This is a genomic window from Geodermatophilus sp. URMC 60 (assembly GCF_053502585.1).
The window spans coordinates 855160-871241 of the sequence record NZ_CP199958.1 but is presented as its reverse complement, the minus strand read 5'-3'; the positions used below and the strand labels follow the sequence as shown (position 1 = coordinate 871241).

The following is a 16082-nucleotide window of genomic DNA, read 5'->3' as shown; positions in this document are numbered from 1 at the left end:
ACCGCTACGGCGACGTTCATGCGGGCAGGGGCGGCCAGCTACCGGTGTCTCGCAGGGGATCCCTGTGCGGTGGCTGAGGACCCGACGCCCCCGACCCGTCTCTTAAGGCGGCTTCAGGGCCACGTAGTCGGGGCTTTGCAGGAGTGCTCGCGGACGATTCGGCTGAACGGATGACTCCCCGTCGAGGCATGGGCACGCTCGTTGATCGCGACGACGTCGGGTCGAACGAGGTGTGTCAGCGGGCCGGTCCGTCCTGCCAAGATGCGCGCGTGGAGCAGCTACTGCGGGCGCTCACCCGGATCACCCTGGTCGACAGGCCCCTCAAGGAGGTCCTCGGGGACATCGTCCGGGCCGCCGCAGCAGCTATCCCCGGCGCGGAGTCGACTTCCATCACGCTGGTTCAACAAGATCGGGCCTACACCGCCGCCCATCACGGCGGAGCGGCCCTCGCGGCAGAAGAGACGCAGTACGGGCGCGGCTACGGGCCCTGCATGGACGCCGCCCGTGGAGGTGTCGTCATCCGCATCGACGACATGCGCACCGAGCCACGCTTCGGCGACTACCCGCAGCACGCAGCAGACCAAGGAGTGAGCAGCTCACTATCCGTGCCGCTGCCGTACCAGGGGAGCAGCATCGGAGCCCTGAACCTGTACTCCAGCCAGCCCTCAGCCTTCGTCGCCCCCGAGGTGTCAGAGAAGGCGCTGCTGGTCGCTGAGGTCTTGGCCATCGCGGTCCTCAACGCCGACCGCTACGCGCGAGTGAGTGAGGAAGCCCAAAATCTGCGCCAGGCCATGCAATCTCGGGCTGTCATCGAGCAGGCGAAGGGCATCCTCATGGAACGCTTCAAGCTCACCCCCGACCGAGCGTTCGACGTCCTCACCCGGGTCTCGCAGGAGGGCAACGTCAAGGTCCGCGAGCTCGCCCGCCGCGTCGTGGAGACCGGCGAGAATCCGGGGGTCTGACGTAGGGCGGCCCGACGGCCCTCGGTTCGAGCGCCGGGCCGGACCAGGAACTCCCTGATATCCCTCAATAAGTCGCTATGGGCGACTCGCTTCCCGGCTGATCTGCCCTTACCCGCGGCCCCGTCCCCCAAGGCGAACCCGCTACGGCGACGATTCGGACGGAGCGGGCAGCCAACCGCCAGTGTCCCGTAGGGGATCCCTGTTCGGTGAAGGCGCATCTGGGCCTCCAACCTGTAGCTGAAGGGGGGCCTCTAGGAGCTGGGCACGTTGGGCGAGACGCAGTCGGCCCGCGCCCTGGCCGAGGACACCCTGGAGCGCTCTCGCCGGGCGCTCGGCTCCGACCACCCGATCACGCTGTACCTGACCCAGGACGCCGGCATCGGCCACCTCGTGCTTGGTGACGATGCTGTTGGGGACCACCACAGTCGGCCTCTGTGACGGCTCATCCACCGGCGACCTCCATGCCCGAGAGCGCCCTGATTGGGCCGCTTGGGGACACCGCAGCGGCCCCTGAAACATGTCGAGGAACCGCCAGTTCTCCGCCAATGTTGTTGGAGCGGCCCGCCGTCGCCCCGTACGAACGGCTGGCCGGCAGGCTGCGGGCACTGGAGCTGCAGGTGGCCCTAAGAAGACGTTGCATTAGTTCGTCGGCAGACGGCGGGCGCAGATGAGGGTTACTGCCAGTCGGGCCAGCGCAGTGATGGTCGTGGCGGTCCGGTCGTAGCGCAGCGCTAGGCGTTTGCAGGACAGCAGCCAGCCCAGGGTTCGTTCGACAACCCAACGGTGCCAGCCCAGGCGGGCACTGGAGTCGCGGCCGATGCGCGCGATCCGGGCGGTGATCCCACGCCGGCGTAGGTAGTGGCGCACCCGCGGGTTGTCATTGCCCTTGTCACCGTGCAGCTTGACCGGCCGCCGCCGCGGGTGGCCGCGGCCGCCGCGCTTGATCGCCGGCATCGAGTCGAGAATGGGTTCGACGAACAGGCTGTCGTGCCGGTTCGCGGCCGAGACCAGCACGTTGAGCGGTAGGCCGCGTGCGTCGACCAGCAGGTGGTACTTGCTGCCGGCCTTCCCCGGTCGGTGGGGTTGGGGCCGGTCAGCGCACCCCCCTTTTCGCCCGGACGCTGACGGAGTCCAGGCTGGCCCGTGACCAGTCCAGCCGACCCTGCTCACCCAGGCGGTCCAGGACGGCCTGGTGCACCTGGTCGAACACGCCGGCGTCGGCCCACTCCCGCATCCGCCGCCAGCAGGTCCAGCCCGACCCGTAGCCGAGCTCGCGGGGCAACTTGGTCCAGCCGATCCCGGTGGTCAGGACGAAGGCAATGCCCTCGAGCACGTTCCGGTCGGCGGTCCGGGGTCGGCCGGTGCGGCCGTGCACCGCCGGAGGCTGCGGCGGAATGACCGGCTCGAAGAAGGCCCACAGCTCATCACTGATCAGCCGCGGCGGGGAAGACACCGACGACATGCGCGGCACCCTGCGCCGAACCGTCCGGACGGGACAGAGCCCGAAGACCTACTTGGGCAACGTTTTCTGAACGGGCCGCTATGGGCGACTCGCCTCACGGCTGGTCCACCGACGACCCGCAGCCCTGTCCCGTAAGGCGAACCCCAACCGGGAACACCGCAGGACAGAGCACGTGCCCTTCGGCTGCCGTCCCGTAGGGCCCGCCCGATGAAGCTTCCCGCAAGGGTGGGGCAACCGGGACACCTCTACGGCAGGACTGCGTTGTCCGGCCGCCCGCTCGGCGCCCACGCCACCGTGTCGCTGGAGGCTGCTGTCTGACGAGAAGCGGTGCATCACGGAGCTGGTCGTCAGCAGCACGAGCACCGGGCAGAAGTCACTCTGCATTGCACTCGACACTGCCCCCGATGCAGGAGAAGCGCCGCCGGTACCTGACCGCCGAGCAGCTGGAGGCGCTCGCCGACGCCGCCGGGCCCGGCCGGGCCGCCGTCCTGGCGCTCGGCTACTGCGGGCTGCGCTGGTCGAAACTGGCGGCGCTGCGGGTGCGGCACTTCGACCTGCTGCGCCGGCGGGTGCTCGTCGAGGAGGCTGTCACCGAGGTCGACGGCTCCCGCCTGGTGTGGGGCACCCCCAAGACCCACGGCCGCCGCTCAGTGCCGCTGCCGCGGTTCCTGGTCGACGAGCTGGCCCGCACGGTGGTGACCCGCCCCGCGGACGAGCTGGCCTTCCCCTCGCCGCAGGGCGCGGTGCTGCGCAACCGCAACGCCCGGTCCGCCTGGTTCGACGCCGCGGCCCGGGCCATCGGAGAGCCCGGGCTCACACCGCACGAACTCCGGCACACCGCAGCTCGCTGGCGATCAAGGCCGGCGCCAACGTCGAGGCCGTGCAGCGGATGCTCGGGCACGCCTCGGCGGCCATGACCCTGGACCGCTACGCCGACCTGTTCGACGACGACCTGGACGACGACGACCTGGACGACGACGACCTGGACGACGTGGCCGACCGGCTGGACACTCTGCGGGCCGCATCCCGCGGACGAGTTGCGGACTTTTGCGGACCGAGACCCCGTCGGAGGGCTCGCCGGAGCCCCCGACGGAGGTGAATCCGCAGGCCGGAGGAGTGGAGACGAGGGGAATCGAACCCCTAACCCCCGCCTTGCAAAGGCGGTGCTCTGCCAATTGAGCTACGTCCCCGGAGTGGGAGGTGCACCCTCCCGGCGGGTCAGTGGGCGCCCGGCGTGCTGACCCCCTGGGGGCCGCGGGTCGCCTCGGCCCAGAGGTCGGCCTCCGCCCTGCCCGTCGTTCGCCGCCGGACGGCGGCCAGAGCAGTTGCGGCGGCGGCCGCGAAGACCAGCTTCCTGAGCACGCGGGGTACCTCCTCGAGGGGAGTCCCCCTCCTCGGGAGGGGGCCGGAGCCCGACCCCGGGAACGGGGTGGGCCGGTGGCGCCAGTACACGGTGGGCCTGGGAGGACTTGAACCTCCGGCCTCATCCTTATCAGGGATGCGCTCTAACCGCCTGAGCTACAGGCCCGTGGACCTCGACCAGCGTACCCGGCCACGCGGTGCCGCCCGCAGGGGGGTGGTGTGAGGTCGCCCTCCGCGTGCGGGCAGCAGAGCCGGCGTCACCCCGACGCCACTTCGGGGAACCCGCTGCCCCGGACGTGCTTCCGGCCGGCACTTCCCCCGCCCTCGCGACCGGGACCGAACACACGTCAGGCGCCCTCTCAGCCGTCGTGAGAGGGCGCCTGACGTGCGCGCTGGCGTGCCGGTGAGCCGACGATGACTCCGCGGTGCCGGCCGGTGGGCCGACGGACGACTCAATCCCGCTCGGAGAGGGTGACCTCGAGGCCGCCGACCAGGTCGGAGCACATGTTGTAGATGAACGCCGCGACGGTGCACAGCGCGGTCATCAGCACGATGTTGATGGCCCCGATGACCGCGGCGCCGCCGAAGACGATGCCCGGGGTGATGACCTCGCTGCCGCCGTCGCCACCGGAGGCGTCACCGGAGGCGCTGCCGAGCTGGCCGAACAGGTCGTTGAGGGTCTCGAAGACGCCGAGGCCGGAGAGGATGCCGTAGAGCAGGCCGACGGCGACCATCCAGATGAAGAACATCGCGATCGACAGGACCAGCGAGATCTTCAGCGCGGAGAACGTGTCGATGTGCCGCAGCTGCAGGCGGGCGCGGCGTGGGCCGCGAGGCGCCTTGCCGCCGCCGGAGGAGGCCCTGGCGGCGCCGGCAGCAGGCTGGGCACCGGCGGCCTGGGAACCGGCGGCCTGGGCACCGGCAGCCTGGGAACCGGCAGCCTGCTGGGCACCGGTGGCCGGGGGGACGGCGGTCTGGGCACCGGAGGCCTGCGCACCGGCAGCCGGCTGGGCACCGGTGGCCGGGGGGACGGCGGTCTGCGTGCCCGACGCCGGGCCGGTCGCCGCCGGGGCGGCGCCGTCAGCGGCCACGGCCTGGGTCCGGGCGGTGTTCGCGCCGGGGATGGTCTGCGTCGACCCCACCGAGGGCGTGTCGTCAGCCGCGGGCTGCTGACCGGTCGCCGTCCCCTGTGCCGGGGTGGTGTCCCCGGTCCGGGACCCGGTGCGCACCGAACCCTGCGTCCGGTCGCTCATGCGAGTCTCCCGTTCCCCAGCGGCCATCGCCGCTGCCTCGCACCCGGTCGGCCCGGCGCGACGCCGGGAGCGCCTGGGCGCCGGTCATGGCTGGGACGACGGAGGCGGGGCAGCCGGACCCGGGGTCGGCGACCCCGCCTCCACCGTCTTCGTCCACAGCCTAGGCGGCAGCCTCGTCATTGTCCGTCGTACGGGCGATCGCCACGATCGACACGTCTTCCGGCAAGTTCATGAGCTTGACACCCATGGTGGCGCGGTCCTTGTTGTGCCGGACGCCGTTGACCGGGGTCCGGATTACGCCGCCGCCGGAGGTGATGGCGTAGAGCTCGTCGCCGAGCCGGACCGCCAGGGCCCCGACCAGGTTGCCCTTGCGCGCCTTCGGGTCGGCGGTGAGCACGCCCTTGCCGCCGCGACCCTGGGCCGGGTAGTTCTCGATCCCGGTCCGCTTCGCGAAGCCGCGTTCGGTGGCGACGAGGACGTCGACGCCCTCCTCGACCACCATCATCGACAGCAGCGAGTCGTCCGAGGACAGCGCGATGCCGCGGACGCCCTCGGTGGCCCGGCCCATCGGCCGCAGCGTGGCGTCGTCGGCCTTGAAGCGGATCGACATCGCCTTGCGGGTGACCAGCAGCAGGTCCTGCTCCGGGTCGATGAGCGCGGCGCCGACCAGCTCGTCGCCCTCGCGCAGGTTGATCGCGATGACGCCGCCGCTGCGCGGGGAGTCGAAGTCGGTCAGCCGGGTCTTCTTCACCTGCCCGTTGGACGTGGCCAGGACCAGGTACGGGGCGACCCCGTAGTCCTTGATCTGCATGACCTGGGCGATCTTCTCGTCGGGCTGGAAGGCCAGGATGTTGGCCACGTGCGCGCCGCGGGCGGTGCGGTTGGCCTCGGGCAGCTCGTAGGCCTTGGCCCGGTAGACGCGGCCCTTGTTGGTGAAGAAGAGGATCCAGTCGTGGGTGGAGCCCACGAAGAAGTGGTCGACGATGTCGTCCTGCTTCAGCGCCGCACCCATCACGCCCTTGCCGCCGCGACGCTGCGAACGGTAGAGGTCGCTCTTGGTCCGCTTGGCGTAGCCGGTGCGGGTGATGGTGACGACGACCTCCTCCTCCGCGATGAGGTCCTCCATGGAGACGTCGCCGTCGTTGGCCACGAACTTCGTGCGCCGGTCGTCGCCGTACTTCTCCACGATCTCGGCGAGCTCGTCGCGGATGATCTGCCGCTGCCGCTCGGGCGAGTCGAGGATCGCCTGCAGGTCGGCGATACGGGCCTCGAGGTCGCCGAGCTCGTCGAGGATCCGCTGCCGCTCGAGGGCGGCCAGCCGGCGCAGCTGCATGTCCAGGATCGCGGTCGCCTGGATCTCGTCGATGTCCAGCAGCTCCATCAGTCCGCTGCGCGCCGCATCGGCGGACTCGCTGGACCGGATGAGGGCGATGACCGCGTCGAGCTGGTCGAGGGCCTTGGCCAGACCGCGCAGGATGTGCGCGCGCTCCTCGGCCTTGCGCAGCCGGTAGCGGGTCCGCCGCTGGATGACCTCGATCTGGTGCAGCACGTAGTAGCGGACCAGCTCGTCGAGGCGCAGCGTCCGCGGGACGCCGTCGACGATCGAGAGCATGTTGCAGCCGAACGTCGTCTGCAGCTGGGTGTGCTTGTAGAGGTTGTTCAGCACCACCTTGGCGACGGCGTCCCGGCGCAGGGTGATGACCAGGCGGCGGCCGACGCGGTCGCTGGACTCGTCGGCGATCTCGCTGATGCCCTGCAGCCGGCCGTCGCGAACGGCCTCGGCGATCGCCTCGGCCAGGTTGTCGGGGTTGACCTGGTAGGGCAGCTCGGTGACGACCAGCTGCACCCGGCCGCGAGCGTCCTCCTCCACGGTGACCACCGCGCGCATGCGCACCGAGCCGCGACCGGTCCGGTAGGCCTCCTCGATGCCCTCCCGGCCGACGATCAGACCGTGGGTGGGGAAGTCGGGACCCTTGACCCGTTCCATGCACGCCGTCAGCGCCTCCTCGGGCTCGGCGTCCGGGTGGTCGAGCATCCAGAAGACCGCCTCGGCGACCTCGCGGAGGTTGTGCGGCGGCATGTTGGTCGCCATGCCGACGGCGATGCCGGCCGAGCCGTTGATCAGCAGGTTGGGGATCCGCCCAGGCAGGACCAGCGGCTCCTGGTTCTTGCCGTCGTAGTTGGGCTGGAAGTCGACGGTCTCCTCGTCGATGTTGGCCAGCATCTCCATGGCCAGCGGTGTCAGCCGGGCCTCGGTGTAGCGCATGGCCGCCGCCGGGTCGTTGCCCGGGGAACCGAAGTTGCCCTGACCGTCGATCAGCGGGTAGCGCATCGACCACGGCTGGGCCAGTCGCACGAGGGCGTCGTAGATCGCCGAGTCACCGTGCGGGTGGTAGTTACCCATGACCTCGCCGACGACGCGGGCGCACTTGACGTAGCTCCGGTCGGGACGGAAGCCCTGGTCGTACATGGCGTACAGCACGCGGCGGTGCACCGGCTTGAGGCCGTCGCGGACCTCGGGCAGCGCGCGGCCGACGATGACCGACATCGCGTAGTCGATGTAGCTGCGCTGCATCTCCTGCTGGAGGTCGACCGGCTCGATGCGGTCGCGGGTGGGGATGTCCGTCACGGTTCAGGTCCTCAGAGCTCGGTGCGGAGGGTGTGAGGTCGAAGGGGTGGCCCCGTCCAGCGGCTCGCCGCGAGCGTGCGAGCGGTGAGGAGGACGGGGTCCCCTCTCAGACGTCGAGGAAGCGGACGTCCTTGGCGTTGCGGGTGATGAAGCTGCGGCGGGCGTCGACGTCCTCGCCCATGAGCACGCTGAACAGCTCGTCGGCGGTCGCGGCGTCCTCGAGGGTGACCTGCAGCAGGATCCGGGTCTCCGGGTTCATGGTGGTCTCCCAGAGCTCGGTCGCGTTCATCTCACCCAGGCCCTTGAAGCGCTGGATCGCGTCGTCCTTGATCTTGCGGCCGGCCTCGGCGCCGGCCCGGAGGACGGCTTCCTTCTCCTTGTCGGTGTAGACGTACTCGTCACCGACCTTGCCGCCCCACTTGATCTTGTACAGCGGCGGCTGGGCCAGGTAGACGTGCCCGGCCTCGACCAGTGGCCGCATGAAGCGGAACAGCAGGGTCAGCAGCAGGGTCCGGATGTGCTGGCCGTCGACGTCGGCGTCGGCCATCAGCACGATCTTGTGGTAGCGCAGCTTCGACAGGTCGAACTCGTCGTGGATGCCGGTGCCGAACGCCGTGATCATCGACTGGACCTCGGTGTTCTTCAGCACCCGGTCGATGCGTGCCTTCTCGACATTGATGATCTTGCCGCGGATGGGCAGGATCGCCTGGAACATCGAGTCGCGGCCGGACTTGGCCGAGCCACCGGCCGAGTCGCCCTCGACGATGTAGACCTCGGAGTTGCGCGGGTCGGTCGAGCGGCAGTCGGCCAGCTTGCCGGGGAGGCCGGTCGAGTTCAGCGGGTTCTTCCGGGCCAGCTGACGGGCCTGCTGGGCGGCGCGGCGGGCGCGCGCGGCCGAGCTGGCCTTGGTGATGATCTGCTTGGCCTCGGTCGGGTTGGCCTCGAACCAGTGCGCGAGCTGGTCGTTGCAGACCCGCTGCACGAAGCCCTTGACCTCGGTGTTGCCGAGCTTGGTCTTGGTCTGGCCCTCGAACTGCGGGTCGCCGAGCTTGACCGAGACGATGGCGGCGAGGCCCTCGCGGATGTCCTCACCCGTGAGCTTCTCGTCCTTGGCCTTGAAGAGCTTCTTCTCCTCGGCGTAGCGGTTGACGATCGAGGTGAGCGCCGCGCGGAAGCCCTCCTCGTGGGTGCCGCCCTCGTGGGTGTTGATGATGTTGGCGAAGGTGTGGACCGACTCGGAGTAGGCCTCCGACCACTGCATCGCGATGTCCACCGACATCGCGGTGTCGTTCTTGCCGGTGCCGTCGGCGGAGAAGCCGATGACCGAGCGGTGGATCGCGGTCTTGGTCCGGTTGAGGTGGGCGACGTAGTCCTTGAGGCCGCCCTCGTAGAAGTAGGTGACCTCGGTGGGCTCGAAGGCCGGCTCCTCGGCCTGCGGGGACGGGGCCTCCTCGGCGAGCGACAGCTCCTCGGCCATGCCGGTCTCGACCTTGCTGTGACCCGGGCGCTCGTCGCGCAGGACGATCCGCAGGCCGGCGTTGAGGAACGCCATCTCCTGCAGCCGGCGGCTGATGGTGTCGAACGAGTAGGTGGTCGTCTCGAAGATCGCCGGGTCGGCCCAGAAGGTGATCTGGGTGCCGCGCTTCTTCGTGGGACCGATCTTCTCCAACGGCGAGGGCTTGGCCTCGGCGTAGTGCTGGTGCCACTCGGTGCCGTCGCGCCAGATGCGCACGTCGAGCTCGGTGGACAGCGCGTTGACGACGGTGACGCCGACGCCGTGCAGGCCGCCGGAGACGCCGTAGCTCTTGCCGTCGAACTTGCCGCCCGCGTGCAGGATCGTCATGACGACCTCGACGGTCGGCCGCTTCTCCACCGGGTGCATGTCGACCGGGATCCCGCGGCCGTTGTCCTCCACCCGGACGCCGCCGTCGGGCAGCAGGGTGACCCGGACGGTGTCGCAGTAGCCGGCCAGGGCCTCGTCGACCGCGTTGTCGACGACCTCCCACACCATGTGGTGCAGGCCCCGCTCACCGGTCGAGCCGATGTACATGCCGGGGCGCTTGCGGACGGCCTCGAGACCCTCGAGGACGGTGATGGAGCTGCCGGAGTAGGCGTCAGCCTGGGCGTCGGTCTTCGGTCGAGCGACCACGTGGGGCCCTTCTGTCGCGCACCCGGCGGCGGGGCGCCCCGACCGCGGGCAGGGGCGCAGAACGGCTCTCAGCCGGATGCTGGCGGTTTCTGCTCTCCAGGATACCGGGTCCTACGACAGGAATGCCGCCGTCCCGGCCCTCACGTCGTGTCTGCGCCACTCGCAGCACGCCTGCCACCACAGGTGTTGCCCCGGGGGTCGACACGCCGTCCGTGGGGCGCCTGGTGGCCCGTCCCGGGCCATGCCCCGAGCGGAGCGGGGAGTGGGCAGGACGGCGGCCCTCCGCAGCGTCCCGCCGGCCCCGTCCCGGGTCCCGCCCTGAGCCTGCGAAGGGTGGGGAGGACGGCGGCCCCCTGCAGGGTCCCGCCGCGAGCTCGCGAGTGGCGGGGGGCAGGGGGTCCTTCTAGTTGTGCGGCCCCGTCGGCCCTTCGCCGGTCAGGTTGGCCGGGTCGAACCGGGGCGTCGCGGCGCCGGTCCGCTTGTTGACGAGGACCGTCACTCCCCAGAGGACGACGCCGATCGCCAGGAGGACGCCGGCGATCCGGTACTGCTCGGCCGGCCGGCCCGCCCACGGCGTGGCCAGGTACGCGCAGGCGAGCGCGCCGACGACGGGCAGCACGGTCGGCGTGCGGAAGTGGTCGGCGTCGATCCTGTCCCTGCGCAGGACCAGGACGGCGACGTTGACCACGGTGAAGACCATGAGCAGCAGCAGGGCCGTGGTGCCGCCGAGGGCGGGCACCGCCCCGACGAACGTGATCAGCCCGAACGCCAGCGCCGTGGTGAAGAGGATCGCCGTGGTCGGGGTGCGCCGGCGGTGGTGCACCCGGCCGAGCAGGGGCGGCAGCACCTTCTCGCGGCTCAGGCCGTAGACCAGCCGGCTGGCCATGAGCATGTTGATCAGCGCCGAGTTGGCGACGGCGAACATCGTGATGACACCGAAGATGCCCAGCGGGAACCCGGGTGCCCCGGCCGCCACCACCTGCAGCAGCGGGGTGTCGCCCTGGCTGAGCTGGTCCGCCGGCACGAGCGCGATCGCCGAGATCGACACCAGCACGTAGATCAGGCCGGTCAGGCACAGTCCGGCCAGCAGGACCTTCGGGAAGATCCGCCGCGGCTCCTTGCACTCCTCGGCCATGTTGACCGAGTCCTCGAAGCCGACCATCGCGAAGAAGGCCAGTCCGGTGGCGGCGATGACCCCGCCGACGACCGAGCGCTCACCGGTGTCGAACTCGGTCACCCGCGAGAAGTCGCCGCCCCCGCCGCCCAGCGCCCACACGCCGACGCCGATGACGATCAGCAGGCCGGTCAGCTCCACGCAGGTGAGGACGACGTTGGCCTTGACGCTCTCGCCGACACCACGGAGGTTGACCAGCGCGACCAGCGTCATGAAGCCCAGCCCGACCAGCGTGATGCCGATCCCCTCACCGAGCCCGAGGCCGGTGACGCTCACGAAGTTGGCGCTGAACGCCCGCGCGGCGGTGGACGCCGACGTGATGCCCGAGCTCATCACCGCGAAGGCGACCAGGAACGTCACGAAGTGGATGCCGAAGGCCTTGTGCGTGTACAGCGCGGCGCCGGCCGCCTGCGGGTACTTGGTGACCAGCTCCAGGTAGCTGAACGCGGTGATCAGCGCGACGATGAAGGCCACCAGGAAGGGCAGCCAGACCACGCCGCCCACCTGGGCGGCGACCTGGCCGGTGAGCGCGTAGATGCCGGTGCCGAGGACGTCGCCGACGATGAACAGCAGCAGCAGACCCGGGCCCATCACCCGCTTGAGTGCCGGCTGGCCGTCGGACGTGCGGTCGGGTGCAGCGGTGGTGTCGGCCATGGTGACCCCCTGCTCGACTCGTGCCGGTGGATGCGACCGCCGTTGGTCCTCAGGACGTGCGCCCAGGGTGGCGGGTACCGCGGGAGCCCGCGACCCGAGCGCGCACGGCATCCACGGCCGACACTCGGGACATGGCCCCGACCGACGGCACCACCCCAGCTCCCACGCCGAAGACCTGCCTCGTCACGGGAGCCACCGGCTACATCGGCGGGCGGCTCGTGCCCGAGCTGCTCGCCGCCGGGCACCGGGTGCGGGTGATGACCCGCTCGCCCGAGCGGCTGCGCGACCACCCCTGGGCCGGGCAGGTCGAGGTCGCCCGGGCCGACGCCGGGGACGCCGACGCGGTCGCGGCGGCCTGCACGGGGGCCGACGTCGTCTACTACCTGATCCACGCCCTGGGCACCGGTCCGGACTTCGAGGAGACCGACCGGCGGACGGCGGAGGTGATGGCGCGCGCCGCGCGGGACGCCGGCGTGGGCCGGCTGGTCTACCTCGGCGGGCTGGAGCCCCAGGGCGAGGAGCTCTCCCCGCACCTGCGCTCCCGCGCCGAGGTCGCCCAGATCCTGCTGGACTCCGGCGTCCCGACCGCCGTCCTGCGGGCCGCGGTCGTGCTGGGCTCGGGCTCGGCGTCCTTCGAGATGCTGCGCTACCTGACCGAGCGGCTGCCGGTGATGGTCACGCCGCGCTGGGTGCACAGCCGGATCCAGCCGATCGCGATCCGCGACGTGCTGCGCTACCTCGTCGGCTGCGCGACGCTGCCGGACGACGTGCACCGGAGCTTCGACATCGGCGGCCCCGACGTCATGACCTACGTGGAGATGATGCAGCGCTTCGCCGCGGTGGCCGGGCTGCCCAGGCGGCGGATCCTGCCCGTCCCGGTGCTCAGCCCGGGGCTGTCGAGCCACTGGGTCGGCGTCGTCACCCCCGTGCCGGCGTCGATCGCCCGTCCGCTGGTGGAGTCGCTGCGCAACACCGTCGTCTGCTCCGAGCACGACATCGCCCGGTACGTCCCGGACCCGCCGGAGGGGCCGCTCGGCTTCGACGAGGCGGTGCGGCTGGCCATCCAGCGGGTCAGGGACGCGGCGGTGGCCACGCGCTGGTCGTCGGCGTCCACGCCCGGGGTGCCGTCGGACCCGCTGCCCACCGACCCGCACTGGGCCGGCGGCACCCTCTACCTCGACGAGAAGACCCGGGAGACCGGCGCGTCACCGGAGGCGGTGTGGCGGGTGGTCGAGGGGATCGGCGGGGACGCCGGCTGGTACTCGTTCCCGCTGGCCTGGGAGGTGCGCGGCTGGCTGGACCGCGCCGTCGGCGGCGTCGGCCTGCGGCGGGGACGCCGGTCCCCGTCGGACCTCTACGTCGGCGACGCCCTCGACTTCTGGCGGGTCGAGGCGCTCGACGAGGGCCGTCTGCTGCGACTGCGCGCCGAGATGCGGCTGCCCGGGCTGGCCTGGCTGGAGTTCCACGTGGAACAGGAGGACGGGCGCACCCGGCTGCGGCAGAAGGCGACGTTCAAGCCGAACGGTCTCTTCGGCAGCCTCTACTGGTGGGTGCTCGTCCCCTTCCACGGCCCGATCTTCGGCGGGATGGTGCGCAACATCTGCCGCGCGGCGGAGCAGGGGACGGCGGCCGGCGTGGGTCGACGACGCGCCCGCGCCGCCTAGCTGCAGCGGCCATCTCCGCGGAGGTGGCCGCTGTCGTGCTCACACCAGCAGCTGCGCCGCAGCCAGCTCGCGGTAGAGGGGGCTGATCTCCACCAGCTCCTCGTGGGTGCCGGCGGCGACCACCCGCCCGCCGTCGAGGACGACGATGCGGTCGCTGTCGAGCACGGTCGACAGCCGGTGGGCGACCACCAGCAGTGCCCGGTCGGCGGACGCGGCGGCCAGGGTGTCGCGCAGCAGCGCCTCGTTGCGGGCGTCGAGGCTGGCGGTCGGCTCGTCGAGCAGCAGCAGCGCCGGGCGGGACAGCAGCGACCGAGCGATCGCCAGCCGCTGCCGCTCCCCGCCCGACAGCAGCACGCCGTCGTCCCCCACCGGCACGTCGAGCCCGCGCGGCGAGCGCTGCACCACGTCGGTGAGCCCGACGTCGGCCAGCACCGCCCACAGCTCGGGATCGGTCGCGTGCGGGGCGGCCAGCAGCAGGTTGTCGCGCACCGACCCGGCGAGCACCGGCGCCTCCTGCTCGACGTAACCCAGCCGGGCGCGCAGGCCGGCCCGCGGCAGGTCGCGCACGTCGGTCCCGGCCCAGCGCACCGCCCCGCCGGTCAGCGGGTAGAAGCCCTCGACGAGCGCCAGCACCGTCGACTTGCCCGCCCCTGACGGGCCGACCAGCGCCACCCGGCTGCCGGCCGGCACGGTCAGCGACACCCCGCGCAGCACCTCCGGGCCGTCCGGATAGCGGAACGAGACGTCGTCCAGCTCCAGCAGCGGGACGTCGGCCGCAGGCGGCGAGGCGGGGACGGCGACGACTCCCCCGCCCCGCTCGGGCCGTGCGTCGTCCTCGGGCTCGAGGGCGAGGACCTCCCGCACCCGGGCGAGCGCGCCCAGCCCGTTCTGCAGCTGCGTCCACGCCCCGATGGCCTGGCCCAGCGGCATGACCAGCAGGAACAGGTACAGGATGAACGCGACCAGGTCGGCGACGGCGATCGAGCCGGCCGCCACCCGGTAGCCGCCCAGTCCGAGGACGGCGAGGAACGCGCCCTGGACGGCGATCGAGCCGGCCGGGCTGACCAGCGCCTCGAGCCGCGCCACCCGCACGCCGGCCTCGTACGCCCGGCCGGCGCTGCCCGCGACGACGTCCACCTCCCGCGCGGTCGCGCCGCTGGCCCGGATGGTGCGCACCGCCGACAGCGCCCGCTCCACCGCGGCGGTCATCGCGCCGACCTCCTCCTGGGCCTGCCGGGAGAGCCGCTGCACACCGCGGGCGACCGAGACGACCACCGCGAGGCCGACGGCGACCGAGGCCACGGTGACCAGCAGCAGCCACCCGTCGACCAGCGCCATCGCCACGACCGCGCCCACCGCCACCACCGCGGAGCCGGCGACGTCGACGACCCCGGAGGTCACCGTGGCGCGCAGCAGCGTGGTGTCCGCACCCACCCGCGACATCAGGTCCCCGGTGCGCCGCCGGTCGTACTCGGCGACCGGCAGCCGGAGCAGCCGGTCGGCCAGCGTCCGCCGGGTGGAGAGCACGACGCCCTCGGCGGTCCGCTGCAGCAGGTACTCCTGCACCGCGCCCAGCGCCGAGGAGGCCACCAGCACGACGACGAGCAGGCCGACGGCGGGCAGCAGCTCCCCACCGACGCCGACCGCCTCGATGACCCGGGCGACCAGTGCCGGCTGGGCCAGCGACCCGGCCGCCGCGACCAGCGACAGGACGGCGGCGAGGGCCAGCGGGCGCCGGTGCGGATGCAGCAGCGGCAGCAGCTCGCGCAGCCTCGCCGGGGGCGCGGCCTCCGCGGGGGTGCTCACCGGCCCGGACGCCGGGCTCAGAGAGCGGGGGCCAGGGCGCTGATCAGCGCGGTCAGCAGCCGGGCGTGGTGCTCGATCAGCTGCGGCCGGTGCCCGTCGGGGCGGATCGCTGCGAGATGACCCGCCGCCGTCCAGAACTCGTCGCCGTCGTCGGTCCCCAGCAGCAGGCCGCGCACCGTGGCGTCGCCGACCAGGGCGCGGGCGGCCGGGCCGTCCTCGGCAGCGAGCAGCACCCAGCGGGTGTCGAAGGCGGGGTCGCCGCTGGGCACCTGCACCAGCCCGCCGGTGCGGTGCTTCCAGAAGCGGGCCGGCGAGAGGCGCAGCGGCGGGAGGGTGCCGAGCACCGGGGCGGCGGTCACCGCGTACTCCGGCACCGCGTAGCGCCCGGAGGCGTAGAGCACGTCGAACGCGACCAGGTCCAGGGTGCCGTAGCGGCCGCGCATCACCCCGGCCGGGCGGTGGTCCTTCGTCGCGCGGACCGGGGCGGTGCGCACCAGCTCGGCGAGCACGGCGTCCTCGGGAGCGGTGCCGTCGGAGATGGCCCACCCCTGCTGGACGGCCCAGCCCTGCGCGCCGACGGCGTCACCCTGGTAGGCGAAGACCCGCTCGAGCTCGCCGGGCTGCCGGGGCCGCTGACTGCCGAAGAGGCCGCCGCGCGGCTGCTCGCCGGCGGTCTGCGGGCCGGCGGGCGGGGGCTGCGCCGACCGGTCGGGCTCTGCGGGCGGCAGGTCCCAGCCGGGCGGCTGCCAGGCGGTGCTGCCGCCGCTCTCACCCGGGCGCTCGGCGGGCGGCTGGTCGCCGGGGGTCCGGTCGGCCGGGGACTGCCCGCCGTCCCCGCCGAGGTGGCCGGGCTCGCGCCAGCCGCTGCCCTCGTCGGGGCGCTGCTCGAATCCGTCGCGGTCGTGCGGGCTGCTCATCGCTGCCTCGTCTCCATGTGGGTCGTCCTCCCGGAGCCCCCGCGCCGCGC

The 16082-nt window shown here is 72.2% G+C and carries 11 protein-coding genes, 2 tRNA genes and 1 pseudogene; 4 read left to right on the top strand and 10 right to left on the bottom strand.

Going from position 1 to position 16082, the window contains the following annotated elements; all coding sequences use genetic code 11:
- Window positions 1–188: 188 nt before the first annotated feature.
- Both ACWIX3_RS04180 and ACWIX3_RS04175 read left to right on the top strand, forming a co-directional pair.
- Window positions 189–962, top strand: coding sequence for an ANTAR domain-containing protein (locus ACWIX3_RS04180; protein ID WP_448610820.1), 774 nt, complete (start codon window positions 189–191; stop codon window positions 960–962).
- A gap of 267 nt (window positions 963–1229) precedes the next feature.
- Window positions 1230–1400 (top strand): tetratricopeptide repeat protein, encoded by a 171-nt coding sequence (locus tag ACWIX3_RS04175; RefSeq protein WP_448610819.1) that lies wholly within the window; start codon window positions 1230–1232, stop codon window positions 1398–1400.
- Between the two features lie 201 nt (window positions 1401–1601).
- Here the strand turns inward: ACWIX3_RS04175 and ACWIX3_RS04170 are convergent.
- A pseudogene (locus ACWIX3_RS04170) lies at window positions 1602–2424 on the bottom strand (IS5 family transposase).
- A 404-nt stretch (window positions 2425–2828) separates the two neighbouring features.
- Here ACWIX3_RS04170 and ACWIX3_RS04165 point away from each other — a divergent pair.
- Window positions 2829–3341, top strand: coding sequence for a tyrosine-type recombinase/integrase (locus tag ACWIX3_RS04165; RefSeq protein ID WP_448610818.1), 513 nt, complete (start codon window positions 2829–2831; stop codon window positions 3339–3341).
- Between the two features lie 200 nt (window positions 3342–3541).
- On the opposite strand, the gene ACWIX3_RS04160 is transcribed toward ACWIX3_RS04165, so the two are convergent.
- The 7 genes from ACWIX3_RS04160 to ACWIX3_RS04130 all read right to left on the bottom strand — a co-directional run bounded on the left by ACWIX3_RS04160 (window position 3542) and on the right by ACWIX3_RS04130 (window position 11645).
- Window positions 3542–3614 (bottom strand) — tRNA-Ala (locus ACWIX3_RS04160).
- A gap of 28 nt (window positions 3615–3642) precedes the next feature.
- The gene (locus tag ACWIX3_RS04155) at window positions 3643–3786 is read right to left on the bottom strand and encodes a DLW-39 family protein (RefSeq protein ID WP_448610817.1); all 144 of its coding nucleotides are present in this window, start codon (window positions 3784–3786) and stop codon (window positions 3643–3645) included.
- A 92-nt stretch (window positions 3787–3878) separates the two neighbouring features.
- Window positions 3879–3952 (bottom strand) — tRNA-Ile (locus ACWIX3_RS04150).
- A 286-nt stretch (window positions 3953–4238) separates the two neighbouring features.
- Entirely contained in the window at window positions 4239–5039 is an 801-nt protein-coding gene (locus ACWIX3_RS04145) for a DUF3566 domain-containing protein (protein ID WP_448610816.1), read from the bottom strand.
- A gap of 160 nt (window positions 5040–5199) precedes the next feature.
- On the bottom strand, window positions 5200–7668 hold the full coding sequence (gene gyrA / locus ACWIX3_RS04140; protein WP_448610815.1) for a DNA gyrase subunit A: 2469 nt from the start codon (window positions 7666–7668) through the stop codon (window positions 5200–5202).
- 106 nt (window positions 7669–7774) lie between these two features.
- Window positions 7775–9817 carry a DNA topoisomerase (ATP-hydrolyzing) subunit B gene (gene gyrB / locus ACWIX3_RS04135; RefSeq protein WP_448610814.1) on the bottom strand — a complete coding sequence of 681 codons (2043 nt, stop codon included), beginning with the start codon at window positions 9815–9817 and terminating at the stop codon, window positions 7775–7777.
- Window positions 9818–10220: 403 nt separating this feature from the next.
- A complete protein-coding gene (locus ACWIX3_RS04130) occupies window positions 10221–11645 on the bottom strand; it encodes an APC family permease (RefSeq protein ID WP_448610813.1) in 1425 nt (474 codons plus the stop codon).
- Window positions 11646–11776: 131 nt separating this feature from the next.
- On the opposite strand from ACWIX3_RS04130, the gene ACWIX3_RS04125 reads away from it, so the two are divergent.
- Window positions 11777–13309: an SDR family oxidoreductase gene (locus tag ACWIX3_RS04125; protein WP_448610812.1), complete on the top strand. Its 1533-nt coding sequence runs from the start codon at window positions 11777–11779 to the stop codon at window positions 13307–13309.
- A 39-nt stretch (window positions 13310–13348) separates the two neighbouring features.
- Here the strand turns inward: ACWIX3_RS04125 and ACWIX3_RS04120 are convergent, their stop codons facing one another.
- The gene (locus ACWIX3_RS04120) at window positions 13349–15115 is read right to left on the bottom strand and encodes an ABC transporter ATP-binding protein (RefSeq protein ID WP_448610811.1); all 1767 of its coding nucleotides are present in this window, start codon (window positions 15113–15115) and stop codon (window positions 13349–13351) included.
- A gap of 17 nt (window positions 15116–15132) precedes the next feature.
- Window positions 15133–16032: a hypothetical protein gene (locus ACWIX3_RS04115; protein ID WP_448610810.1), complete on the bottom strand. Its 900-nt coding sequence runs from the start codon at window positions 16030–16032 to the stop codon at window positions 15133–15135.
- Between the last annotated feature and the right edge of the window lie 50 nt (window positions 16033–16082).

Bases quoted from the DNA above. Each gene is read 5' to 3' on its own strand.
- ACWIX3_RS04180 (WP_448610820.1), top strand. From the start codon at position 189: ATGGGCACGCTCGTTGATCGCGACGACGTCGGGTCGAACGAGGTGTGT.
- ACWIX3_RS04165 (WP_448610818.1), top strand. From the start codon at position 2,829: ATGCAGGAGAAGCGCCGCCGGTACCTGACCGCCGAGCAGCTGGAGGCG.
- ACWIX3_RS04145 (WP_448610816.1), bottom strand. From the start codon at position 5,039: ATGAGCGACCGGACGCAGGGTTCGGTGCGCACCGGGTCCCGGACCGGG.
- ACWIX3_RS04130 (WP_448610813.1), bottom strand. From the start codon at position 11,645: ATGGCCGACACCACCGCTGCACCCGACCGCACGTCCGACGGCCAGCCG.
- ACWIX3_RS04125 (WP_448610812.1), top strand. From the start codon at position 11,777: ATGGCCCCGACCGACGGCACCACCCCAGCTCCCACGCCGAAGACCTGC.
- ACWIX3_RS04115 (WP_448610810.1), bottom strand. From the start codon at position 16,032: ATGAGCAGCCCGCACGACCGCGACGGATTCGAGCAGCGCCCCGACGAG.